The organism is Sphingomonas aliaeris (genome assembly GCF_016743815.1).
Classification (GTDB): Bacteria; Pseudomonadota; Alphaproteobacteria; order Sphingomonadales; family Sphingomonadaceae; genus Sphingomonas; species Sphingomonas aliaeris.
The window spans coordinates 2,477,636-2,498,920 of sequence record NZ_CP061035.1 but is presented as its reverse complement, the minus strand read 5'-3'; the positions used below and the strand labels follow the sequence as shown (position 1 = coordinate 2,498,920).

Annotated in this window: 20 protein-coding genes, 1 tRNA gene and 2 pseudogenes; 12 read left to right on the top strand and 11 right to left on the bottom strand. The window is 64.5% G+C overall.

The genetic code is table 11. The features are described 5' to 3' along the window. Positions 1 to 30 precede the first annotated feature (30 nt). From H5J25_RS11785 to H5J25_RS11770, 4 genes and pseudogenes are all read right to left on the bottom strand, one after another. Positions 31 to 1,158, bottom strand: a complete 1,128-nt coding sequence (locus tag H5J25_RS11785; protein WP_202091183.1) for an acyl-CoA dehydrogenase family protein — start codon at positions 1,156 to 1,158, stop codon at positions 31 to 33. A 131-nt stretch (positions 1,159 to 1,289) separates the two neighbouring features. Next, complete coding sequence (locus tag H5J25_RS11780; protein ID WP_202091181.1) at positions 1,290 to 2,480, bottom strand: acyl-CoA dehydrogenase family protein; 1,191 nt, start codon at positions 2,478 to 2,480, stop codon at positions 1,290 to 1,292. 130 nt (positions 2,481 to 2,610) lie between these two features. Further along, the gene (locus H5J25_RS11775; RefSeq protein WP_202091179.1) at positions 2,611 to 4,644 is read right to left on the bottom strand and encodes a 3-hydroxyacyl-CoA dehydrogenase NAD-binding domain-containing protein; all 2,034 of its coding nucleotides are present in this window, start codon (positions 4,642 to 4,644) and stop codon (positions 2,611 to 2,613) included. A 55-nt stretch (positions 4,645 to 4,699) separates the two neighbouring features. Continuing rightward, a pseudogene (locus tag H5J25_RS11770) lies at positions 4,700 to 5,924 on the bottom strand (serine hydrolase domain-containing protein). Between the two features lie 140 nt (positions 5,925 to 6,064). On the opposite strand from H5J25_RS11770, the gene H5J25_RS11765 reads away from it, so the two are divergent. The 3 genes from H5J25_RS11765 (at position 6,065) to H5J25_RS11755 (ending at position 8,906) form a co-directional block, all read left to right on the top strand. Continuing rightward, complete coding sequence (locus H5J25_RS11765) at positions 6,065 to 7,816, top strand: class I adenylate-forming enzyme family protein (protein WP_202091177.1); 1,752 nt, start codon at positions 6,065 to 6,067, stop codon at positions 7,814 to 7,816. A 267-nt stretch (positions 7,817 to 8,083) separates the two neighbouring features. Then, positions 8,084 to 8,545 carry a MerR family transcriptional regulator gene (locus H5J25_RS11760; protein ID WP_202091175.1) on the top strand — a complete coding sequence of 154 codons (462 nt, stop codon included), beginning with the start codon at positions 8,084 to 8,086 and terminating at the stop codon, positions 8,543 to 8,545. Further along, positions 8,535 to 8,906 (top strand): carboxymuconolactone decarboxylase family protein, encoded by a 372-nt coding sequence (locus tag H5J25_RS11755; protein WP_202091173.1) that lies wholly within the window; start codon positions 8,535 to 8,537, stop codon positions 8,904 to 8,906. The genes H5J25_RS11760 and H5J25_RS11755 overlap by 11 nt, the downstream gene beginning before the upstream one ends. A 12-nt stretch (positions 8,907 to 8,918) precedes the next feature. Here H5J25_RS11755 and glpK read toward each other — a convergent pair whose 3' ends face one another. Next, a complete protein-coding gene (gene glpK / locus H5J25_RS11750; protein WP_202091171.1) occupies positions 8,919 to 10,406 on the bottom strand; it encodes a glycerol kinase GlpK in 1,488 nt (495 codons plus the stop codon). A 175-nt stretch (positions 10,407 to 10,581) separates the two neighbouring features. Between glpK and H5J25_RS11745 the strand changes: the two are divergent. Next, positions 10,582 to 11,750: pseudogene (locus H5J25_RS11745) on the top strand (AI-2E family transporter). 89 nt (positions 11,751 to 11,839) lie between these two features. Continuing rightward, a tRNA-Asp gene (locus tag H5J25_RS11740) sits at positions 11,840 to 11,916 on the top strand. 162 nt (positions 11,917 to 12,078) lie between these two features. On the opposite strand, the gene H5J25_RS11735 is transcribed toward H5J25_RS11740, so the two are convergent. From H5J25_RS11735 to H5J25_RS11720, 4 genes are all read right to left on the bottom strand, one after another. Further along, on the bottom strand, positions 12,079 to 12,291 hold the full coding sequence (locus tag H5J25_RS11735; protein ID WP_202091169.1) for a DUF2842 domain-containing protein: 213 nt from the start codon (positions 12,289 to 12,291) through the stop codon (positions 12,079 to 12,081). After that, a complete protein-coding gene (locus tag H5J25_RS11730) occupies positions 12,288 to 12,842 on the bottom strand; it encodes a 5-formyltetrahydrofolate cyclo-ligase (protein ID WP_202091167.1) in 555 nt (184 codons plus the stop codon). Before H5J25_RS11730 ends, H5J25_RS11735 begins: the two co-directional genes overlap by 4 nt. Before the next feature lie 204 nt (positions 12,843 to 13,046). Further along, positions 13,047 to 13,346, bottom strand: coding sequence for a cell division protein ZapA (locus H5J25_RS11725; protein WP_202091165.1), 300 nt, complete (start codon positions 13,344 to 13,346; stop codon positions 13,047 to 13,049). Continuing rightward, positions 13,339 to 13,572 carry a hypothetical protein gene (locus H5J25_RS11720; RefSeq protein ID WP_202091163.1) on the bottom strand — a complete coding sequence of 78 codons (234 nt, stop codon included), beginning with the start codon at positions 13,570 to 13,572 and terminating at the stop codon, positions 13,339 to 13,341. Before H5J25_RS11720 ends, H5J25_RS11725 begins: the two co-directional genes overlap by 8 nt. A gap of 261 nt (positions 13,573 to 13,833) precedes the next feature. Here H5J25_RS11720 and gap point away from each other — a divergent pair, with 261 nt between their 5' ends. Genes gap through H5J25_RS11705 form a run of 3 tightly spaced genes read left to right on the top strand, consistent with a single transcriptional unit; the run spans position 13,834 to position 16,588 of the window. Next, a complete protein-coding gene (gene gap, locus H5J25_RS11715; protein WP_202091161.1) occupies positions 13,834 to 14,844 on the top strand; it encodes a type I glyceraldehyde-3-phosphate dehydrogenase in 1,011 nt (336 codons plus the stop codon). Further along, on the top strand, positions 14,844 to 15,395 hold the full coding sequence (locus H5J25_RS11710) for an MOSC domain-containing protein (RefSeq protein ID WP_404829532.1): 552 nt from the start codon (positions 14,844 to 14,846) through the stop codon (positions 15,393 to 15,395). Before gap ends, H5J25_RS11710 begins: the two co-directional genes overlap by 1 nt. After that, on the top strand, positions 15,392 to 16,588 hold the full coding sequence (locus tag H5J25_RS11705; RefSeq protein ID WP_225883080.1) for a phosphoglycerate kinase: 1,197 nt from the start codon (positions 15,392 to 15,394) through the stop codon (positions 16,586 to 16,588). The genes H5J25_RS11710 and H5J25_RS11705 overlap by 4 nt, the downstream gene beginning before the upstream one ends. 143 nt (positions 16,589 to 16,731) lie before the next feature. On the opposite strand, the gene H5J25_RS11700 is transcribed toward H5J25_RS11705, so the two are convergent. Then, positions 16,732 to 17,214: a TlpA disulfide reductase family protein gene (locus H5J25_RS11700; RefSeq protein ID WP_202091153.1), complete on the bottom strand. Its 483-nt coding sequence runs from the start codon at positions 17,212 to 17,214 to the stop codon at positions 16,732 to 16,734. Positions 17,215 to 17,414: 200 nt separating this feature from the next. On the opposite strand from H5J25_RS11700, the gene H5J25_RS11695 reads away from it, so the two are divergent. Both H5J25_RS11695 and thiE read left to right on the top strand, forming a co-directional pair. After that, on the top strand, positions 17,415 to 18,323 hold the full coding sequence (locus tag H5J25_RS11695) for a class I fructose-bisphosphate aldolase (RefSeq protein WP_202091151.1): 909 nt from the start codon (positions 17,415 to 17,417) through the stop codon (positions 18,321 to 18,323). 52 nt (positions 18,324 to 18,375) lie between these two features. Further along, entirely contained in the window at positions 18,376 to 19,056 is a 681-nt protein-coding gene (gene thiE, locus H5J25_RS11690; protein ID WP_202091149.1) for a thiamine phosphate synthase, read from the top strand. A gap of 4 nt (positions 19,057 to 19,060) precedes the next feature. Here thiE and H5J25_RS11685 read toward each other — a convergent pair whose 3' ends face one another. Then, the gene (locus tag H5J25_RS11685; protein WP_202091147.1) at positions 19,061 to 19,654 is read right to left on the bottom strand and encodes a DUF882 domain-containing protein; all 594 of its coding nucleotides are present in this window, start codon (positions 19,652 to 19,654) and stop codon (positions 19,061 to 19,063) included. A gap of 26 nt (positions 19,655 to 19,680) precedes the next feature. On the opposite strand from H5J25_RS11685, the gene H5J25_RS11680 reads away from it, so the two are divergent. Then, positions 19,681 to 20,700, top strand: a complete 1,020-nt coding sequence (locus H5J25_RS11680; protein WP_225883079.1) for a L,D-transpeptidase family protein — start codon at positions 19,681 to 19,683, stop codon at positions 20,698 to 20,700. A 2-nt stretch (positions 20,701 to 20,702) separates the two neighbouring features. Then, on the top strand, positions 20,703 to 21,284 hold the full coding sequence (locus H5J25_RS11675; RefSeq protein ID WP_202091145.1) for a M23 family metallopeptidase: 582 nt from the start codon (positions 20,703 to 20,705) through the stop codon (positions 21,282 to 21,284). The last annotated feature ends 1 nt before the right edge of the window (position 21,285 follow it).

Genomic DNA, 21,285 nt, shown 5'->3' with positions numbered 1-21,285 from the left:
AGGACGAACGGGTTGGGGAGCATCGCGTCCTCAATACCCCGACAGCGTCGCCAGCTTGTGGGCGTGGAAATTCGCGTCGCCGAACATCTCGGCCAGCACGCGGGCGCGCTTCATGTAGAAGCCGATGTCATATTCGTCGGTCATGCCGATGCCGCCATGCATCTGCACGCCTTCCTGCACCGACAGCGTGGTGGCGAGCGCGGTCATCGCCTTGGCGACGGACACGGCGTGGTCGGCCCGGTCCGAACCCTGGTCGAGCAATTGCGCGGCCTTCAGCACGGCGGCGCGGGCGACTTCCATCTCGCTGTACAGATGCGCGGCACGATGTTGCAGCGCCTGGAAACTGCCGATCGTGACGCCGAACTGCTTGCGCTCCTTCAGATAGCCGACGGTCATGTCCATCGCGCCGCCACCCACGCCGAGCAACTCGGCCGAGGCACCGGTGCGCCCTGCGCGCAACAGACGGTCGAGCGGTGTGCGACCGGCATCGATTTCGCCGATCACCGCGTCGGCATCGACTTCCACGCCGTCGAATTCGATCCTCGCGGCAAGGCTGGAGTCGGTCAGGCGCTCCGGATTGGCGGTCAGGCCAGCCGCGTTGCGATCGACCGCGAACAGCGTAATCCCCTCCGCGTCGTCAGCCGAACCGGCGGTACGTGCCGCGACTATCAGCAGATCGGCGACGTGGCCATGCGTGACGAACTGCTTCTTGCCCGACAGCTTGAACCCGTTGCCTGATCGTTCGGCCTTCAGCGCGACCGTATCACGGTGCTTGGCCCCCTCGTCGATCGCGAGCGCAGCGACGGTGTCCCCCGACAGGATGCCTGGGAAATACTTGGCGGCGTGCGGGCTGCCCTTCAATGCCTCGACCGCGGCGACGGCGGTGGTCAGGAACGGGGAGGGGGACAGGTTGCGGCCGATTTCCTCCAGCACGATCCCGGCCTCGACATGGCCGAGCCCGAGCCCGCCTTCGTCTTCACCGATCAGGATGCCGGTGAAGCCCATTTCGGCAAAGGACTTCCACAGATCGCGCGAGAAGCCGGCTTCGTCCTTCTTGTCGCGCAGCGAGCGGAGGTGGCTGACGGGCGCGTGTTCGGCGACGAAATCCTTCGCGGTGTCGCGCAACATCGTCTGTTCGTCGTTCAGGTAGAGTGGCATTCGAAATCTCCCTCTCCCCCTTGGGGAGAGGGCCGGGGAGAGGGGCAGTCTCTCCTCGCCGGCCCGTATCTGTTGGTATTGGACTGCCCCTCTCCCAACCCTCTCCCCGCGGGGGAGAGGGCTTTGATCGCTCAGGCGCTCGGCAGATCCAGAATCCGCTTGGCGATGATGTTGAGCTGGACTTCGCTCGTCCCGCCTTCGATCGAGTTCGCCTTGGTACGCAGCCAGGCGCGCGGGGTGCTGCCGCCGTTCGAACGGTCGCTTTCCCATTCCAGCGCGTCCGACCCGCCCGATGCCATCATCAGTTCGTAGCGGCTCTTGTTCAGCTCGGTACCGTAATATTTCATCATCGAAGGCTGTGCGGGATGCGCGCGTCCGGCTTTCAGTTCGTCGATGAAGCGCTCGCTCATCATCCCGAACGCGTTGGAGCGCACTTCGAACATCGCGATGCTCGCGCGGAGCAGCGGATCGGCGAGCTTACCGTCATGATCGAGACCGACCGTGGCGATCGCGCCGTCGATCAGCGGGTTGCCACCGGTCGAGGCGAGGCCCATGCCGGAGATCATCTCGCGTTCGTGGCCGAGCAGGTACTTCGCGACATCCCAGCCCTTATTTTCCTCATATACGCGGTTCGCCTTGGGCACGCGGACATTGTCGAAGAAGGTTTCGCAGAAGGGCGAGTTGCCCGAAATCAGCAGGATCGGTTTGGTCGAGACACCGGGCGATGCCATGTCGAACAGCAGGAAGCTGATGCCGCCCTGCTTGCTGGTCTTGTCGGTGCGGACGAGACAGAAGATCCAGTCGGCCTTGTCGGCATAGCTGGTCCAGACCTTCTGGCCGTTGACGATATAATCGTCGCCGTCGCTCTCCGCGCTGGTCGCGAGGCTGGCGAGATCGGACCCCGCGTTCGGCTCGCTATAGCCCTGGCACCAACGGATTTCGCCCTTGGCGATCTTCGTCAGGTGGGTAAGCTTCTGTTCCTCGGTGCCGTATTTAAGCAGTGCCGGCCCGAGCATCGAGATGCCGAACGAATTGAGCGGATTGCGCGCGCGGATCGCGGCCATTTCCTCACGCAGGATCTTGGTTTCGGCCGGCGTTAGTCCGCCGCCGCCATACGCCTTGGGCCAGTCCGGAACGGTCCAGCCCTTCGACGCCATCGCGTCCATCCACGATTTCTGCGCCGGCGTCAGGTTGGACTGGTCGCGTCCTCCCCAGACGGCATCCTTTTCGGATCGCACCGGCTCGCGCATTTCGGGCGGGCAATTCTCGGCCAGCCAGGCGCGGGTTTCAGTGCGGAATTGGTCGAGGGTCGTGTCGGTCATGGTCTTTTCTCCACCGTTCGCCCTGAGCTTGTCGAAGGGCGTGTAACGGGCGATGCGCTTAGGTCATGTGCTTCGACAGGCTCAGCACGAACGGTCGAGGGCCGGCCCGGCCAGCCCCCGACCTTCCCGGTTATCTATTGAACTTGCCGCCGCTTTCCGCCTTGCTCTTGAGCAATTCGGCGACCTTGAAGCCATGCTTCTCCAGTCCGGCGACGATCTTGGGGAGGCCTTCGGTATCCGCCCAGAACATCGGGCCGCCGCGATAGACGGGCCAGCCATAGCCGTAGATCCACACGACATCGATATCGGACGCGCGCTGGGCCATCTTCTCTTCCAGGATCAGCGCACCTTCGTTGACCATCGTATACAGCGTCTTCTCGATGATCTCCTCGTCGCTGATCTCGCGCTTCTGCAGGTTCGACTTGCTGCGGAAATTCTCGATGATCTCGGCGACGCGCGGCGACGGGGTCGGGTTCCGCTTCTCGTCGTAATCGTAGAAGCCCTTCTGCGTTTTCTGGCCCCAGCGTCCTTCGGCGGCAAGCGCGTCGCGGATGCTTTCAATGCGGTTCGGGTCACGGTGCCAGCCGATGTCGACACCGGCAAGATCGCTCATCTGGAACGGACCCATCGGCATGCCGAAGGCGACATGGACCTTGTCGATCTGCTCGGGCGTGGCGCCTTCCATCAGCAGCTTCATCGCCTCGACCTGGCGTGGCTTGAGCATGCGATTGCCGATGAAGCCGTCGCACACGCCGGCAACGACCGCGACCTTCTTGATCTTCTTCGACAGCGCCATGACCGTGGCGAGCACGTCGTCCGCGGTCTTCGCACCGCGTACGACCTCCAGCAATTTCATGACGTTGGCGGGCGAGAAGAAGTGCATGCCGACGACATCCTGCGGCCGCTGCGTCGCGGTCGCGATCTCGTCCACGTCCAGATAGCTGGTGTTCGACGCCAGGATCGCGCCCGGCTTGCAGATGCTGTCCAGCTTCGCGAAGATTTCCTTCTTCACGTCCATATTCTCATACACCGCCTCGATGATGAGGTCGCAATCGGCCAGCGCGGAGAAATCGAGCGTCGGGGTCAGGGCGCCCATCGCGGCCTCGACCTGTTCTGGCTTCAGGCGGCCCTTGGCGGCGCTCGCCTCGTAATTCTTGCGGATAACGCCGGCGCCGCGATCGAGCGCTTCCTGCGCCATTTCGACGATCGTCACCGGAATCCCGGCAGACAGGAAGTTCATCGAGATACCGCCGCCCATCGTGCCCGCGCCGATCACGCCGACCTTGTTGATCGGACGCAGCGCGATATCGGACGCGATACCGTCGATCTTCGCCGCCTGACGCTCGGCAAAGAAGATGTGACGCTGTGCCGCGGACTGCGTGCCCATCATCAGCTTCATAAATTCCTGCCGTTCGAACGCGATTCCGTTTTCGAACGACGATCCGTCGGATGCCTTTTCGACGCACGCGATATTGGCAGCAGGCGCATCGAACCCACGGAATTTGCGCGCATTCTCTTTCTTGAACGCAGCGACTGCCTCGGGATCAGCCTGCGCAGTCTTTTTGCTGGCACGCGGAAGGTCGGTCGTCCCGGCCTTTTCACGGGCGAAAGCGATTGCGTCTTCGATCAGGCTGTCTTCACCCGCGATCTTGTCGATCAGCCCCGCCTCGAGCGCCTTCTTGGCGGAGATCGGATCGCCCTTTGCGGTCATTTCCAGGGCTAGCGGGACACCGGCGATGCGCGGAATACGCTGCGTGCCACCAGCGCCGGGCAACAGGCCGAGCTTCACCTCGGGCGTACCGATCTTCGCCGACGGAACGGCAATGCGATAGTGGCAGCCGAGCGTTACCTCGCAGCCGCCGCCGAGTGCGGTGCCGTGGATCGCGGCGATCACCGGCTTGGTAGATGCCTCGATCTGGTCGACCACGGCGGGCAGGCCGGGTTCGACGAAAGGCTTGCCAAATTCGGTGATGTCGGCGCCAGCGAAGAACGTACGGCCTTCGCACCGGATGACCATCGCCTTGATCGAATCGTCGGCAAGGCCTTCCTTGATCCCGGCTTCGAGACCCTGACGGACCGCGGCGCCGAGTGCGTTTACCGGCGGATTGTTCGAGATGATGACAAGAACGTCGTCATGGCGTTCGGTGGTGATCGGACCGGTCATATCTATCTCCTGAAGATTCGTTTCGTTTGCGGGCGCCGTGGCGACGCGCCGTCGGTTAGGTGAGCGCCGAGTAGATCAACGTCTTCAATTCCCGGCGGATAGGGTAGGTGGAACTGGGGGACATCTGGGTCATGAACACCATCGTCAACCGCTCGACCGGATCGACGAAAAACGCGGTCGAGAACATGCCGCCCCAATAATATTCGCCGACCGATCCCGGGATCAGAGAGCGTGCGACATCGATATTGACCGCAAAGCCCAGGCCGAAACCCGTGCCCGCATTCGCCGCTTCGCTGAACAGCGATTTGGACATGGTCGACAGGTCGGCATTCCCCGGCAGGTGGTTCATCGTCATCAGGTCGATCGTCTTGCGCCCGACGATGCGCGCGCCGTCCAGTTCGCCACCGTTCAACAGCATCGTATTGAATCTGTGATAATCGAGCGCGGTCGAGACGAGGCCGCCGCCACCCGAGACAAGCTTCGGCATGCGGCTCCACGCGCTTTCGGCACCGCGATCATACATCACGCGGCCTTTTCCGGGAACGAACGTGTAGCAGTCCGTCAGCCGATCCGTCTTGTCCGCGGGTACGGCGAAGAACGTGTCGTGCATCTTGAGCGGCGCGAAGATGCGCGTTTCGAAAAAACTCGGCGAGCGGCATGCCGGAAACCCGCTGCACCACCGCGCCTAGCACGTCCGTCGCGACCGAATAATTCCACGATGTGCCGGGCGAGAACTCCAGCGGGATCTTGGCAAGCGCGCCGATGAAGCCGTCCAGATCGTGTCCGCCATGCCAATTCTCGATCTTGCCCGCGCGGTAGGCCGCGTCGATGTTCGACCGGTATTGGAAGCCATAGGTCAGGCCCGCGGTGTGCCGCAGCAGGTCGACCATCCGCATCGGTTCCGCGGTCGGCTTCGTCCCGAACGGTGCGTCGCCGCCGCCGCCGTTGAAGACGCCTATGTCCTTAAATTCGGGAAGAACGTGGTGAACGGGCGTATCGACCGCGACCTTACCTTCCTCGACCAACATCATGAAAGCTATGGAGGCTATCGGCTTGGTCATGCTCGCGATGCGGAACAGCGAGCCTTCGTCGATTTGCGCCGAACTTCCCTCCCGCGCCGGTCCCTGGCTGCCGAAATGCACGATCTCGCCATCGCGCGCGAGAAGGATCTGCGTGTTCGCGAGCTTGCCCGTGTCGAGATAGCGATCCTTTAGCAACGCATCGATGCGGGCCAGCCGGCCCGCGTCGAAACCATGCTTTTCCGGCTTTGCGATTTTCATGGTCCGGTCCATACCTCTAATTCGAAGCCGGTCATGGCCGGCGCGCCTGCTATTGCCTTGAGCGGCGCATGAATCAACAGTAAACGGGCGACAAGCGGCAGATAAGCCAAACCCGATGTTCAGATTTGGAGAGACGAGCCTTGCAGACCGAACCCCTGATTTCGCTCGATCCGTCATGGCCGAAGGTCACTTTGCCGCAAGCCGAGGCGCTGCTGACGCCAGCCGGCAGCAAGTTCGAGATCGAGACGGTCGATATTCGCGGCGTACCCACACGCACGTGGAAGAATGCACCGCCGAGTCTGGCCTGGCTGATCCAGGCATCGCGCGCGCATGGGGAGAACGTCTTCACGGTGTATGAGGACGAACGGGTTACGTTCGAGGCGAATTATCGTGCGGTGGCGCACCTGGCGACGAAGTTGCAGGAGATGGGCGTCGTCGCGGGCGATCGGGTCGCGCTGGCGATGCGCAACCTGCCTGAATGGCCGGTGATCTTTTTCGCCGCGGCGAGCATCGGGGCGATTGTCGTGCCGCTCAACGCCTGGTGGACCGCGGGCGAACTGGAATATGGCATCGACGATTCGGGCGCTCGCCTGCTGTTCGTGGACGACGAACGCTATCAGCGCTTCGTCGAGGCGAAGCCTGCGCTGCCCGCACTGGAAAAAATGATCGTCGCGCGCGCATCGGGTACGCTCGAGGGGCGCGCGGAACGGTTGGAGGATCTGATCGGCACGCCGCACGACTATGCCAGCCTGCCCGATATCCCGTTCCCGCAGGTGGCGATCGCGCCGGACGACGATGCGACGATCTTCTACACCAGCGGCACGACCGGGAACCCGAAGGGCGCGTTGGGCACGCATCGCAACCTGATGACCAACATCCTGTCCGGTGGTTATGCTGGTGCGCGCGCGATGTTGCGCCGGGGCGAGGCTGTGCCCGATCCGATTCCGCGCACGATGCTAATAGTCATTCCGCTGTTCCACGTCACGGCGTGCAGCGCGAGCCTGATGGGCGTGATCGCCACGGGATCGAAGGTGATCTTCATGCGCAAATGGGACGTCATCCGCGCGATGGAGTTGATCGAAAGCGAAAAGGTCAACGTCACGGGCGGCGTGCCGACGATCGCCTGGCAGTTGATCGAGCATCCGGAACGGCACAAATACGACCTCTCCTCGATCGAGGCGATCGCTTATGGCGGCGCGCCGTCTGCGCCGGAACTCGTCAGGCGTATCCATGAGGAATTCGGTGCGTTGCCGGGCAATGGCTGGGGCATGACCGAGACGATGGCGACGGTCACCAGTCATTCGGCGGAGGATTATCTCAACCGCCCGACCAGCGCCGGCCCGCCGGTCGCGGTCGCTGATTTGAAGATCATGGACGACGATGGCGTGACCGAGATGCCGGTGGGCGAAGTCGGCGAGTTGTGGGCACGCGGGCCGATGATCGTGAAAGGGTATTGGAACAAGCCCGAGGCGACGGCCGAGACGTTCGTCGACGGCTGGGTCCGCACTGGCGATCTCGCCCGACTGGACGACGAAGGATTCCTGTTCGTCGTGGACCGGGCGAAGGACATGATCATCCGCGGCGGCGAGAATATCTATTCCAGCGAGGTCGAGAACGTGCTGTACGCGCACCCGGCAGTCACCGACTGCGCGCTGATCGGCATCCCGCACCGCACGCTGGGCGAGGAGCCGGCCGCAGTCGTGCATCTGGCACCGGGCATGGAAGCGAGCGAGGCCGAACTCCAGGCGTGGGTGCGATCGAAGCTGGCGGTCTTCAAGACACCTGTGGCGATCCGCTTCGTCGCGGAGACGTTGCCGCGGAACGCCAACGGCAAGATCCTGAAGAAGGATCTGAAAGCGTTGTTCGAGGATCGGGTGGGGGTGCCTGCCTGACCGGGGGGTGGCGATGGGATATCCGGGGCGGACTACAGTCGAATTGTATCCAGTGAAGTGCCGTCACCCCGGACTCGTTCCGGGGTCCGCCCTGCCGCTAACTCATGGCCCATTTTTCATCCGGTTTAAACGCGGAACCGTAGACCCCGGAACAAGTCCGGGGTGACGGGTGAGCTTTAGCACGAGCCAACCATCATCGGCCGAATTAGCTGTTGACCTGGAGTGCGCTCCAACCGGTAGGGCGGGTCCGCAAGGGAGCCTGCCACCGTGAAGATAAGCGATTTCGCCGCACATAGCGGCCTGACCCCGGACACCGTGCGATATTACGAGCGGATCGGGCTTTTGCCGCGATCGGTCCGCGATGCGGGCGGGCGGCGATCCTACGGGATGGCCGATATCGGCTGGGCGTCTTTCCTGCGCAAATTGCAGGCGATGGGAATGCCGATGCGCGACCGGCTGAAGTACAGCCGGTTGCGAACCGAAGGGCCCGCAACGACCGTGGCCCGACGTGAGATGCTGGAGGCGCACCGCGCGGGTCTTGCTGCCCGCGTGGCCGAACTGACCGGCCTGATCACCGCGCTCGATGACAAGATCGACCTGTATCGCACTATGGAAACGGCAATCGGAGGCCAGAACGATGACTATCGACCGCCGAGCGATGATGACAGCGGCGACCGCGCTGCCCTTGAGCACGATACCCTCGACACCGGAGCCGACCATGCAGGATGATCGATATCGTCGCGGGCTGGAGCAACTCGAGATCGTCGCCGGGCCGTACGGTGCCGAAGTGATCCGCAGCCTGGAGGATATCGCGCCCGATCTGGGCCGGTACATCATCGAATTCGCCTATGGCGACATATTCGCACGACCCGGGCTGGACTTGAAGACGCGCGAACTCACGACAGTTGCCGCGCTGACCGCGATGGGGACCGCCGCCCCGCAACTGAAGGTGCACTTGCAGGCTGCGTCGCGTGTCGGCGCGACCCGTCAGGAGATCGTCGAAACGATCCTGCAGGTGATCCCCTATGCCGGCTTTCCGGCGGCGTTGAATGCCGTGGCCATTGCACGGGACGTTTTCGCGGCGGAGTAAGGCGGGGCCGTGTCAGCCGGACGCCGCCACCACCACGCTTTTCACCGCGCGCTGCCACCCGCTCAGCCGGTGCTGGCGGAGATCCTCGTCCATCGACGGCCTGAACGTTTCGACCTTGCCGCGCATCACGCTGGCCGCGTCCAGATCCTTGAACAGGCCGCTGCCGATGCCAGCGAGCATCGCAGCGCCAAGGGCCGTCGTTTCGGCGAATTCGGGGCGCTCGACCTCGATATTCAGGATGTCGGCCATGTCCTGCGCCATCCAGTCGTTGGCGACCATGCCGCCGTCGATCCGCACGCAGTTCCAGTCGACGCCGTCGGCCGCGAAGGCGGTCTTCAGATCATGCGCCTGATGCGCCATCGCCTCCAGCGCGGCGCGGACGATATGCGCCTTGCCGGTCGAGAAGCTGAGGCCGGAAATCGTGCCGCGCGCATCGGGCTCCCACCACGGCGCACCGAGACCGGAAAGGGCAGGGACGAGATACGTTCCGCCATTGTCCTTCACGCTGCGCGCCAGTGCCTCGGTTTCCGCGGCATTGCCGAACAGGCCGAGCGAATCGCGCAGCCATTTGATCAGGCTGCCCGCGACGAAGACCGATCCTTCCAGCGCATAGGCGCGGCGCCCGCCGATCTGCCACGCGATCGTCGAGAGCAGGCGGTTGTGCGACGTCGGCGGGATACGACCGGCCTGAGTCAGCACGAATGCGCCGGTGCCGAACGTCGCCTTGGTATCGCCGACCTGAAGGCAGGACTGGCCGATCGTCGCCGCCTGCTGGTCCCCGGCAATGCCGCAGATCGGGATTGGCGCGCCGAAGAGCGTTGTCTCGCCGAACCGTCCCGCGCAATCGACGATCTCGGGCAACGCCTTTCGCGGCGCGCCGAACAGTTCGATCAGCCCGTCGTCCCAATTGCCGCTGCCGATCGCCATCAAGGCGGTTCGGCTGGCGTTGGTCGCGTCGGTGACGTGTTCGCCTGCGCGGCCTTCCCCGGCGGTGAGTTTCCAGATCAGCCACGATTCGATCGTGCCGATCGCCAGCCGGTCGCCGGCCTCCTTCAACTGCGGCCAGTTCTCCATCGCCCAGCCGATCTTGCTGCCGGAGAAATAGGGATCGAGCAGCAGCCCGGTCTTCGCCTGCACGGTGGGTTCGTGGCCGGCTTCCTTCATTGCGCGGCACGTCGCGGCGGTCCGCCGGTCCTGCCACACGATCGCGGGGGCAAGCGGTTCGCCCGTCTCCTTGTCCCAGAACACCAGGGTCTCGCGCTGGTTGGTGATGCCTATCGCGGCGATCCGGTCCGCGCCGCCCGCCTTGTCGATCACCGCGCGGGCGACGGCGAGCGTCTTCGTCCAGATTTCGGACGGGTCATGTTCGACCCGGCCGGACTCGGGATAATGTTGCGTGAGATCATCGGCTTGCACGGCGACGCAGGTGCCGTCCGGCTTGAAGAGCATTGCGCGGGTGGAGGTGGTGCCTTCGTCGATGACGAGAATGAGATCGGACATCGCGCCACGCTAGCCGGGATTACAAGCGAGGGGAATGCAGCTAGGGTGACGATCAGGGAGCAGGACATTCGATGACGATGGTAACCGACGAGCACGCGAATCCGGTCGAGCCTGCCGCTGCACCGACTCCCGGAGCGCCCCTCGGCGCTTCCGGGGGGCGACCGGTGCGTTCGGACTGCCGATCGATGCGGGTGTCGAGGAAGACGACGCACGGATTGCGTTGCGGCGCGACCGCTTGCTGGCTGCGCTGACGCTGATCGCCGGCATCGGGCTGACGCTGGCCACGCCGTTCGCGTTGAAGGCGGGGGCGGAATTCTTCCTGCCGACGACGACTGCGCTCGTGATCGCGATCGCGCTGATCCCGGTTCTGGAATGGCTGGAGCGGCGGCGCGTGCCGTCCCCGCTCGCGGCGCTGTTCTGCGTGCTGCTGTTCCTGATCGTGGCGAACATCGCGCTCGCCGCGATCGTCGTGCCCGCGACGGAATTCTTCCGCCTGCTGCCGACGCGTATCGACCGCATCCAGAGCAATCTGGCGCCGCTGCTCGATCTGTATTCGAACCTGGAAAAATACGTCAACAAGACGCTGCGTCAGGTCGCGTCCACGCCGATCAAGCCGGCGCCCACCGCCGGGGTCGCGCCGCCCAGTTCGGTGCTCGAACTGGCGGCGACATCCGCGCCTGCGGTCATCATCCAGTTGTTCTTCGGCATCCTCACCGCCTTCTTCTTCCTGTCCGGCTGGACCCGGATGCGGAAGCGGACGATCACCAGCCGCACGAGTTTCGGGGGCGCGATGGCCACCGCCCGGGTGATCCAGGACGTGGTCGACGACGTATCGTCCTATCTGGGCACGATCACCGCGATCAACATCGCGCTCGGCCTGTGCGTGGCGGGGTCTCTCTATGCGCTTGGCATGCCGTTTCCGCTGATGTGGGGCGGGATCGTCGTGCTGCTCAACTATGTGCCGTATTTCGGGCCGGTCGTAGCGGCGCTGCTGCTGGCGGTCGGGGGCTGATGACCTTTTCCGACATCTGGGTCGCATTGGCCCCGCCGGCGATCATGTACGGTTTCCATCTGGTCGAGGCGAACGTCGTCACGCCGCTGATCGTCGGGCACCGGCTGACGATCAATCCGATCATGATTCTCATCTCGATCAGCTTCTGGGGATGGGTGTGGGGGACGACGGGCGCGCTGCTTGCCGTGCCACTGCTGATCATCCTGCAGACGGTCATCGGCGCGGCGGGCAAGCCCGATATTGCGGGTTTCCTGTTCGAACACGGCACGTTGACGCAGCAACGCAAGCGGCGCGGGCGCGGGATCGATACCCGCGCCGACACCGGCAGCTGACCGCTTGGGATAAATGTTCGGGGTCGACGCAGAAACCGCGTTGACAGGGTGCGGCCGCCCGCATAGTGAGCCGCCTCCACGCTTTACAAGCGGGTGTAGCTCAGTTGGTTAGAGCGCCGGCCTGTCACGCCGGAGGTCGCGGGTTCGAGCCCCGTCACTCGCGCCATCCCCTTCATGCGGGATCGGCGATGTGGGTTTTACAGAATTATGAGCTCGGGTTTTCTCCCATCCGCCGTTCGTTTTCGAGCGACGTCGAGAAGCCTTGTCCGCAGGCCCTGAGGTCTGTTTCTCGACTACGCTCGAAACGAACGGGCGGGGACGTACCCCGTCACCGCCAGCGACCGGTTTCCATCCATTGCAGCATGCGACGCATCGGCAGCACCCACAGCCAGGCGATCCCGGCAACGAGGTAGAACGCCAGTTGCAAGACCCAGTGCCATGTCGCGACCGTGTTCGACAGGCTCGCCACGCCGATCACCCAGATCGCGATCAGCAGCAGGATCGCCAATGCGCCCACGGGTTTGCGCCAGCTTGGCGTCATGCGAATATCCAGTCGGTTTCAGTGGCGATGGCGTGCAGTGGCACGTCCCACGGGTCGGCGGGGAGCGCGTCGACCTGCTGGACGCTCCAGGCAACGCCGACCCGCCACGCATCGGGGAAGGCGGCGAAGGCGCGGTCGTAATGGCCGGCACCCTGGCCCAGCCGGTTGAGCGCGGCGTCGAAGGCGACTAGCGGCGTAAGGATGATGTCCGGCGCGCGTTCGTCCGCCGTCTCGACGGGCTGGTGCAGGCCGAACGGGCCGGCGATCAGTGCCGCTTCGGTATCCCAGGCTAGGAAACGCAGCGGGGGTTTCGGTCCGGTGACGTGCGGCAGGACGATCTCGCAGCCGGCCTCGACCGCGGCGCGCGCGAGCGGGGAGGGATCGGCCTCGCCACCCATCGGTACATAGGATGCGACGGTCAGCCCATGCGCCAGGCGGTCGCGAAACTCGGGCGGGACCAGGATCGCGGGTTTCTTGTCCGGGAACGAAGCGACGAAGCGGTCGCGTTCCGCGCGCATCCGGGCGCGCAGGACCTTCTTGTCCAGGATCATGTCGGACGGCCGGGTCGGGTGGCGGGACCGCCGTGGCCGTATGCCTGAATATCCTCTGACGCCAAAAGCATCAGGTGGGGATCATGTACGACAGGCCAGGACCTGCGCAGGGACAACCCCCTAGGAAGAAGAATCGCCTCAGGGATAATCGGTAAGGCTCGTACCGGGCAGTGCCCGCCACGAGGATATATAGCGCGGGGGCGGTTAATTCTCAAGGCTCGCGGCAAGCGCTTCGAGCCGATCCGCAAGCTTTTCGAGCTGCGCGTCGGACACGCTGGCGGGGGCGGCTTCGGGCGGGCGGTTCTGCGCGTCGTGCAGGTCGTCGGCGAGCATCAAGGCGACGAACAACATAGCCCGCTCGCCGCCCAATCCACCCGCCGCACGCTTTGCCGCAGACCAGCGCGCGTCGAGCAGCGCGCCGATCGTCAGCAGCTGATCCTCTTCCCCGTCGCGGCAGGCAACGATGTGGCGGCTGCCGCCGATGGTTAGCGTGACATCAGCCATCGTGCGCATCCTCGGCGTCCGTCTCGTCGACTGCGGAAGGCTCGTCGGAAGCGTCGTTTTCGGTCTGCACGATGAGTTCGTCCAGCGCGGCGATCGCGTCGGCCATCCGCGTGCGCAACGCCGCGTGACGGCGCGTCAGCGCGTCGGCTGCCGTGGCGCGGTTGGCGCTGGCAGCTTCGATCCGTGTGATGGCGGCGCTGATGCGGTCGATGGTGGAAACGGCCATCGCGTTCAGATAGCACGCCTTGTCCCGGCGACAACATGCATTTGCCCCGACGCAGTTGACGCGCGGGACGCGCCACAGCAAAGACCGCGCATATTATCGACCGCCGGTGCGGTGCCGCCCGGCCTATATTTAGGAAATGCGCGCTAAAATGGCCGTTTCAGCATCCGATCCTGCGCCTGCGATTCGTGCAGATGTGGCGGATGCGGCCACCGCGCGCCGGAATTCGGCCCGATCGGGCCTGCATCTAACGGGAGACGGGAAATGACGGTCAAGGTAGCGATCAACGGGTTCGGGCGCATCGGTCGCCTGGTGGCGCGCGCGGTTCTGGAACGCGGCGATACGGGGCTGGAGCTGGTCGCGATCAACGATCTCGCCGATGCCAAGTCGAACGCGTGGCTGTTCAGCCGCGACAGCGTTCACGGCAAGTATCCGGGCAAGGTTTCGGCCGAGGGCCAGGATCTGGTCGTCGACGGCAAGCGTATCCGCGTCACCGCAGAGCGCGATCCCGCAAACCTGCCGCACAAGGAACTGGGCGTCGATATCGTCCTGGAATGCACCGGCTTCTTCACCGATCGCGAGAGCGCGCAGAAGCATATCGATGCCGGTGCCAAGAAGGTGCTGATCTCCGCCCCTGCAAAGGGCGTCGACCTGACCGTCGTCTACGGCGTGAACAACGACAAGCTCGAGGCGGGGCACCACATCGTCTCCAACGCATCCTGCACCACGAACTGCCTCGCCCCGGTGGCGAAGGTGCTGAACGACGCGATCGGTATCGAACGCGGCCTGATGACGACGGTTCATGCCTACACCAACGACCAGAAGATTCTCGACCAGATCCACCCGGACCTGCGTCGTGCGCGTGCCGCGGGCATGTCGATGATCCCGACCACGACCGGTGCGGCGCGTGCCGTCGGTGAAGTGCTGCCCGAATTGAAGGGCAAGCTGGACGGCTCGGCGATCCGCGTGCCGACCCCCGACGTGTCGCTGATCGACCTGACCTTCACTCCGTCGCGCGATACGACGAAGGACGAGGTCAATGCGATCCTGAAGGCGGCGTCGGAAAGCGGCCCGCTGAAGGGCATCCTCGATTATACCGACGAACCACTCGTTTCGATCGACCTGATGCACACGTCCGCCTCTTCGACCGTGGATAGCCTGGAAACGGCAGTGCTGGACGGCAAGCTGGTTCGCGTCGTCAGCTGGTACGACAATGAATGGGGCTTTTCGAACCGTATGGTCGATACCGCGGGTGCGATGGGCAAGTTCCTCTGATGGATTCTGCCGTCACGCTGGCCCGTCCGGGATCGTCTTCCAAGCGCGCCGAGAATGCGCGCAAGGAAGCCTTTCTGGAGGGGCGGCTTGACGGCACCGTTGGAACGCTGGCCGGCATCGCCCGGCACATGCGGCCCAAGGCGCCGATGGAAACCGTCGATCACGCCGCGGTCACGCTGGAGCGCGGCATCGTCGGCGACTTCCGCGGCGCGATGAAGGGCAAGCCGTACCGGCGCCAGGTCACGCTGATGGAACGGGGCGATTGGGAAGCGGCGACGGCTGAGGTCGGCCATGTCATTCCGTGGGAGGAACGCCGTTCCAACCTGTTGATCGATGGCTTCGATCTGCCGCAGGTTCGGGGCATACGCGTCCGCATCGGCGACGATGTCGTGCTGGAAATCACGCGCGAGACCGATCCGTGCGAGCGGATGGAAGTTCTGGCGGATGGATTGCGTGCGGCGCTGCTACCGGACTGGCGCGGCGGGGCCTGCGCGATGGTGATAACGGGCGGCACGATTGCCGTCGGCGATGAGATCAGGATCGAACGATGACGACGAGAGCCTTCAAGACGCTGGACGATATGGGCGATGTCGCGGGCAAGCGCGTGCTCGTTCGCGAAGACCTGAACGTACCGATGGCGGATGGTGCGGTGACCGACGATACGCGGTTGCGTGCAACGCTCGCGACCGTCGGCGAACTGGCCGACAAGGGTGCGATCGTGCTCGTACTGGCGCATTTCGGACGTCCGAAGGGCGAACGCAATCCGGCCATGTCGCTTGCTCTTGTTACCAAGCCTTACGAGGCCGTGCTGGGCCGCCCCGTGCGCTTCATCGATTGGGACGGCGCCGAAGCCGCCGTCGCCACCTTGCAGCCGGGCGATGTCGCCGTGCTGGAAAATACGCGCTTCTTCGGTGGCGAGGAAAAGAACGACGCCGACCTGACCGCGCAGATCGCGAAGCTGGGCGATTTGTACGTCAACGATGCCTTTTCCGCCGCGCATCGCGCGCACGTCTCGACCGAAGGGCTCGCACATGTCCTGCCCGCCTTTGCGGGCCGCGCGATGGAGGCGGAACTCGACGCGCTGGACAAGGCACTGGGCAATCCAGAGCATCCCGTCGCGGCCGTGGTCGGCGGTGCGAAGGTGTCGTCCAAGCTCGACGTGCTCAAGCATCTGGTGACCAAGGTCGATCACCTGATCATCGGCGGTGGGATGGCGAATACGTTCCTCGCGGCGCGCGGCGTGGATGTCGGCAAGTCGTTGTGCGAACATGACCTGACCGGCACGGCGGACGAGATATTCGACGCGGCGGAGCGCGCCAACTGCACGATCCACCTTCCGTACGACGTGGTCGTCGCAAAGGAATTCGCCGCCAATCCGCCCAGCGTCCGGACGTGCAACGTGCACGAGGTCGCCGCGGACGAGATGATCCTGGACGTCGGTCCGGCCGCGGTCGAGGCGCTGGCGGACGTGCTGAAGAATTGCCGCACGCTGGTCTGGAATGGCCCGATGGGCGCGTTCGAGACGCCGCCATTCGACACGGCGACGGTCGCGCTCGCCAGAACGGCGGCGGCGCTGACCCGCGATGGATCGCTGGTTTCCGTGGCGGGCGGCGGCGATACGGTCGCCGCGCTCAATCAGGCGGGGGCAGGAGGCGACTTCACCTTCGTGTCCACTGCCGGCGGCGCGTTCCTGGAGTGGATGGAAGGCAAGGAACTGCCCGGCGTGGCTGCGCTAGCGCGGTAGGATCGCGGCTGGATTTGTCGCGCCGCCCCCAGCTCCGTTCGTTTCGAGCGTAGTCGAGAAACCGCTTGCGACCTGCAAGGCCCATGTTTTTCGACTTCGCTCGAAAACAAACGGAGGTGTGAAGCCGGGGCGATAGGATCGCGCTACTTCGCCTTGAGCAGCGGCCCCAATACCCGCTCGAGCGACCGCGCATCGAACGCCTGCCGTCCCACATGTTCGAGCCGCCCGCTTTTCGCGAAGACGTAGCTCGTCGGTACGGACGAAACGGTGAGGTCCCGGCCGTGGACATGGCGCGCCTGCAGGTACGCGATTGCAGGTGAAACCAACTGGTCGGCGGGTGTTTTGCCCTCATCGACCGCGATGCCGATAACGACCAGACCTTCCCCGCGATGCCGGCGGTAATAGGCATTCAACAGCGGAAGCTCTGCGCGGCATGGCACGCACCAGGTCGCCCAGATATTGAGCATCACTACCCTGCCGCGGAGTTGGTCGAGGGTCGTCCGTACCCCGTTGGACAGGGTAAAATCGCGCGGAATATCGGCCGATCGCGGTGCAGGCGCGGCGATCGTCATCCCGCCTGCAAGCGCGACGAACGGAATGAGGATTCGCGGGCCGGGCAAAGACATTGAGGGACGCTGCCGCGGCGCGCCGGTCGGGTCAATGCGCCGCAGATGGACGTCTGGCCCGGACTGATACAGTGTCGTTTGCCCGACCCATGAGCGATTACGCGTCGTAATGGGGCATCCGTGCCGCTCGCCGATGTTGCTCCGGCGGGGTGCGACCGCTAACAGCGCGGACAACGAAGTCGAAACGCATAGGAACCAAGATGACGCCGATCGTGAAGGCCATTCTCGACAAGTACGAGTCCGACAATTCCGCAACCAAGGCGAACATCGCGCGCATCCTGATGCAGGGCAAGCTGGGCGGCACGGGCAAGCTGATCATCCTGCCGGTCGACCAGGGTTTCGAACATGGCCCGGCCCGCAGCTTCGCGATCAATCCAGCGGGTTACGATCCGCATTACCATTATCAGCTTGCGATCGACGCGGGTCTGTCCGCCTTCGCCGCGCCGCTCGGCATGATCGAGGCCGGCGCCACGACCTTCGCGGGCCAGGTGCCGACGATCCTGAAGGTCAACAGCTCGAACAGCTGGGCGCAGGGTGCGAATCAGGCGATCACCGGATCGGTCGAGGATGCGGTGCGTCTTGGCTGCGCGGCGATCGGCTTCACGATCTATCCGGGATCGGACGATCTGTTCGACATGATCGGTCAGATCCGCGAAATGTCGGCAGAGGCCAAGACGCTCGGCATCGCGACGGTCATCTGGTCCTATCCGCGCGGCGGCATGCTGCCCAAGTCGGGTGAACTCGCGCTCGACGTTGGCGCCTATGCCGCGCACATGGCGGCACTGCTCGGCGCGCACATCATCAAGGTGAAGCTGCCGAGCGATCATATCGAACAGGCCGAAGCCAAGCCGATGTACGAAGGCACGGATTGGTCGAAGCAGTCCGACCGGGTGAAGCATGTCGTGCAGGCGAGCTTCGCCGGGCGTCGCATCGTGGTGTTTTCGGGCGGCGCGGCCAAGGGTGCCGATGCGGTCTATCAGGACGCGCGCGACATTCGCGACGGCGGCGGCAACGGCTCGATCATCGGCCGCAACACGTTCCAGCGTCCGCGCGACGAGGCGCTGGCGATGCTCGACAAGCTGGTGCGCATCTACAAGAACGAGGAATAATCCCGCGTCATCGCTTCTTTCGCGGGCATGACGTAACGGCTAGGGGGTCGGTATGAACGATATCGATCCCCTCGGCCCGCTCGATCCGAATTTCGCGGCGCAATTCTCGCGCGATATGCGCCGGCCGCCGTGCCAATTGTATCTCGTGTCGCCGCTGGACGTCGGCGGCGCCTTTCCCGATCGGTTGCGCCGCGCGCTGGATGCGGGGCCGGTGGCGGCGTTCCAGTTCCGCGTGAAGGATGTGGACCAGCATGCGGCGGCGGTGCTGGCCGAGCCGTTGCAGCGCATTTGCGCCGATGCAGACGTCGCGTTCATCATCAACGACAGTATCTCGCTGGCAAAGCGTCTCGGCGCGGATGGCGTGCATCTGGGGCAGGAGGACGGCGACCCGCGCGACGCACGCGAGGCGCTGGGTCCGAATGCGCAGATCGGCGTCACCTGCCATGACAGCCGCCACCTTGCGATGGAAGCGGGCGAGGCCGGGGCGGACTATGTCGCTTTCGGTGCCTTCTACCCCACCAGCACGAAGGCGGTGCTCCACCATGCCGAGCCGGTGCTGCTGAGCTGGTGGTCGACGATGTTCGAGATACCCTGCGTCGCGATCGGTGGCATCACCCCCGCCAATGCCGCGCCTTTGGTCGCGGCCGGCGCGGACTTCCTGGCGGTGTCGCATGCCGTATGGGGCGGGGACGAGGCCGCGGCGGTCCGCGCGTTTGCCGAGGCGATGGCCTGACGGCTCACCAGTGGCGGACACGTCCCGTGTCGACATGGACGAACCCGTCGCGCGGATAATAGCCGACCCCGCCGCCGCCCAGCGCAAGCGCCGCGCCGCGTAGTTTGTCGAGCGAAATGCCGGGGACCATGATGTCGGTCGCCTTGCCCAACATATGCTGGCTGCGCGTCGCGACGCCGGTATGCTCGCCGCCCCTCGCGCGCAGCGCGGCGTTGGTATGCGGCGATCGGTAGCCCGAGATCAGATCGATCTTCTGCCGCCCGGGCAGGTCGAGCTTCGCGCGCAGGTTCGCCAGCAAGGCAAGCAGCCGGCGGTCCATCTGGAACACTTCGCCAGTGCGCCAGTCGCGCAGGCCGTGGTTCAGTTCAGCCAGCCCCTCCGGCACGAAGCGACCGGCGCGTGCGAATACCGCATCGACGCTTTCGTTATTGTGCACGTTGCGGATCGCAAGCCGCCATTCCGCACCGGCCGCCATTGCGGGGAAGGGCATCAACGCCGCCGCTCCGGCGACCAGGCCGCCGCCCATCAGCGCGCGGCGGGAAATATCGGGAATTCGTGACGGCTCGGAAACAAGCTGCGCGTCTGTCGTTGTCTGCATGATCGGATATGTAGGAGTTTGGGTTCGTGCAGAAAACGCTTTGGGGTGCAGCCTGTCTGGCCCTCGTCTCGCTTGGTCCGATCTCCGTCAGCGCGCAGGGAACAAAGGCGGCGCCGACGACGAGTAGCGGCGTCGATCTGTCGACGATGCATGTACAGGTGATCCTGGATCATCTCGGTTTCTCGCCGGGCGTGATAGACGGGAAGCCGGGCAAGTCGCTCGTTGCGGCGCTGAAGGGATTTCAGGAAGCGAACGGGCTGAAAGTCTCCGGAGAGATGGACAAGGCGACGCTTCGCGCGCTGTATCCGTCGCGTGCCTTTCGTCCGACCGTAACGATCGCGCTGACGGACGAGATGCTTGCGGGTCCCTACACCAATCCGCTGCCGAAGGATCCGGCACAGCAGGCCAAGCTGCCGGGCCTGGGCTATCGCACCGCGATGGAAAAACTGGCCGAGATGTTCCACACGACGCCGGGAACGCTGATGGCGCTGAACAGCCCTTCCACCCCGGTCAGCGCGGGAACGAAGGTCGTATTTCCCAATGTCGTGGCCCAGTCGCGTGCGTATGACGCCAAGCTGCCGGATCACTGGCGCAAGACGCTGTCGGACCTGAACATCAATGCGGATCAGCCGCAGGGCGTGAGGGTCGTCGTCGACAAGTCGGACGAGGTTCTGCGTGTGCTCGACAAGAATGACAAGCTGATCGCGCAATTCACGGCGACGATGGGCAGCAGCCACGATCCGCTGCCGATCGGGAAATGGACGATCAAGGGCGCGTCCTACAATCCGCCGTTCCACTATAATCCCGACCTGTTCTGGGACGCGAAGGATAGTGCCAAGGCGGCCAAGCTTCCGCCGGGGCCGAACGGACCGGTGGGTGTCATCTGGCTCGATCTGTCGAAGCCGCATTACGGCATTCACGGCACGCCCGAACCCAGCACGATAGGCCGGGCGGAGAGCCACGGTTGTATCCGCCTGACCAACTGGGATGCGGCACGGCTGTCGATGATGATCAAGCCGGGCACGCCTGCGGTGTTCCAGAACTGAGCATGGCGCGGCGATTGGGTGTCGGGCTGCTGGTCGCGGTCCTGTTGCTGCTCGGCGCGTGGATCGCGGCGCTGAAATTGCTGCCCGATGCCCCCGCGTCGGTGTCGGTGTCGGCCCCCGAGGCCCGGCCGGTCGCAGATGCCGGGCGAGCGGGGCCGCTCGCCATGCCGGTTGCGGGTCTGCCGCGTGAGGCGGTGCGCGAAAGCTGGGGCGACCCGCGCGAGAACGGCCTGCGCGAGCATCATGGCACCGATATCCCTGCGCCACTCGGCACGCCGGTGGTCGCGGCGGCTCCTGGTGTGGTCGAGAAACTCTGGAACAGCGCGGCTGGCGGAACGACGGTCTATGTCCGGTCGCCCAAAAAGGACTGGATCTATTATTATGCGCATCTGAGCGGCTATGCCCCCGGCTTACGCGAGCGGCAGGTCGTAAAAACCGGCGATCCGATCGGCTTTGTCGGTGATACGGGGAATGCCGGCGCCGGGAATTATCACCTGCATTTCGGTCTGACGCGTACCACGCCGGACCAGCATTGGTATGAAGGCCGCGACGTCGATCCTTATCCCTATCTTGTCGGGTCCTGAA

Coding starts and splice junctions, on each gene's coding strand:
- H5J25_RS11730 (WP_202091167.1), bottom strand. CDS start 12,842: ATGATCCTGGACAAGAAGGTCCTGCGCGCCCGGATGCGCGCGGAACGC.
- H5J25_RS11775 (WP_202091179.1), bottom strand. CDS start 4,644: ATGACCGGTCCGATCACCACCGAACGCCATGACGACGTTCTTGTCATC.
- H5J25_RS11695 (WP_202091151.1), top strand. CDS start 17,415: ATGACGCCGATCGTGAAGGCCATTCTCGACAAGTACGAGTCCGACAAT.
- H5J25_RS11700 (WP_202091153.1), bottom strand. CDS start 17,214: ATGTCTTTGCCCGGCCCGCGAATCCTCATTCCGTTCGTCGCGCTTGCA.
- H5J25_RS11710 (WP_404829532.1), top strand. CDS start 14,844: ATGGATTCTGCCGTCACGCTGGCCCGTCCGGGATCGTCTTCCAAGCGC.
- gap (WP_202091161.1), top strand. CDS start 13,834: ATGACGGTCAAGGTAGCGATCAACGGGTTCGGGCGCATCGGTCGCCTG.
- H5J25_RS11685 (WP_202091147.1), bottom strand. CDS start 19,654: ATGCAGACAACGACAGACGCGCAGCTTGTTTCCGAGCCGTCACGAATT.
- H5J25_RS11720 (WP_202091163.1), bottom strand. CDS start 13,572: ATGGCCGTTTCCACCATCGACCGCATCAGCGCCGCCATCACACGGATC.
- H5J25_RS11675 (WP_202091145.1), top strand. CDS start 20,703: ATGGCGCGGCGATTGGGTGTCGGGCTGCTGGTCGCGGTCCTGTTGCTG.
- H5J25_RS11725 (WP_202091165.1), bottom strand. CDS start 13,346: ATGGCTGATGTCACGCTAACCATCGGCGGCAGCCGCCACATCGTTGCC.
- glpK (WP_202091171.1), bottom strand. CDS start 10,406: ATGTCCGATCTCATTCTCGTCATCGACGAAGGCACCACCTCCACCCGC.
- H5J25_RS11705 (WP_225883080.1), top strand. CDS start 15,392: ATGACGACGAGAGCCTTCAAGACGCTGGACGATATGGGCGATGTCGCG.
- H5J25_RS11755 (WP_202091173.1), top strand. CDS start 8,535: ATGCAGGATGATCGATATCGTCGCGGGCTGGAGCAACTCGAGATCGTC.
- thiE (WP_202091149.1), top strand. CDS start 18,376: ATGAACGATATCGATCCCCTCGGCCCGCTCGATCCGAATTTCGCGGCG.
- H5J25_RS11735 (WP_202091169.1), bottom strand. CDS start 12,291: ATGACGCCAAGCTGGCGCAAACCCGTGGGCGCATTGGCGATCCTGCTG.
- H5J25_RS11785 (WP_202091183.1), bottom strand. CDS start 1,158: ATGCCACTCTACCTGAACGACGAACAGACGATGTTGCGCGACACCGCG.
- H5J25_RS11780 (WP_202091181.1), bottom strand. CDS start 2,480: ATGACCGACACGACCCTCGACCAATTCCGCACTGAAACCCGCGCCTGG.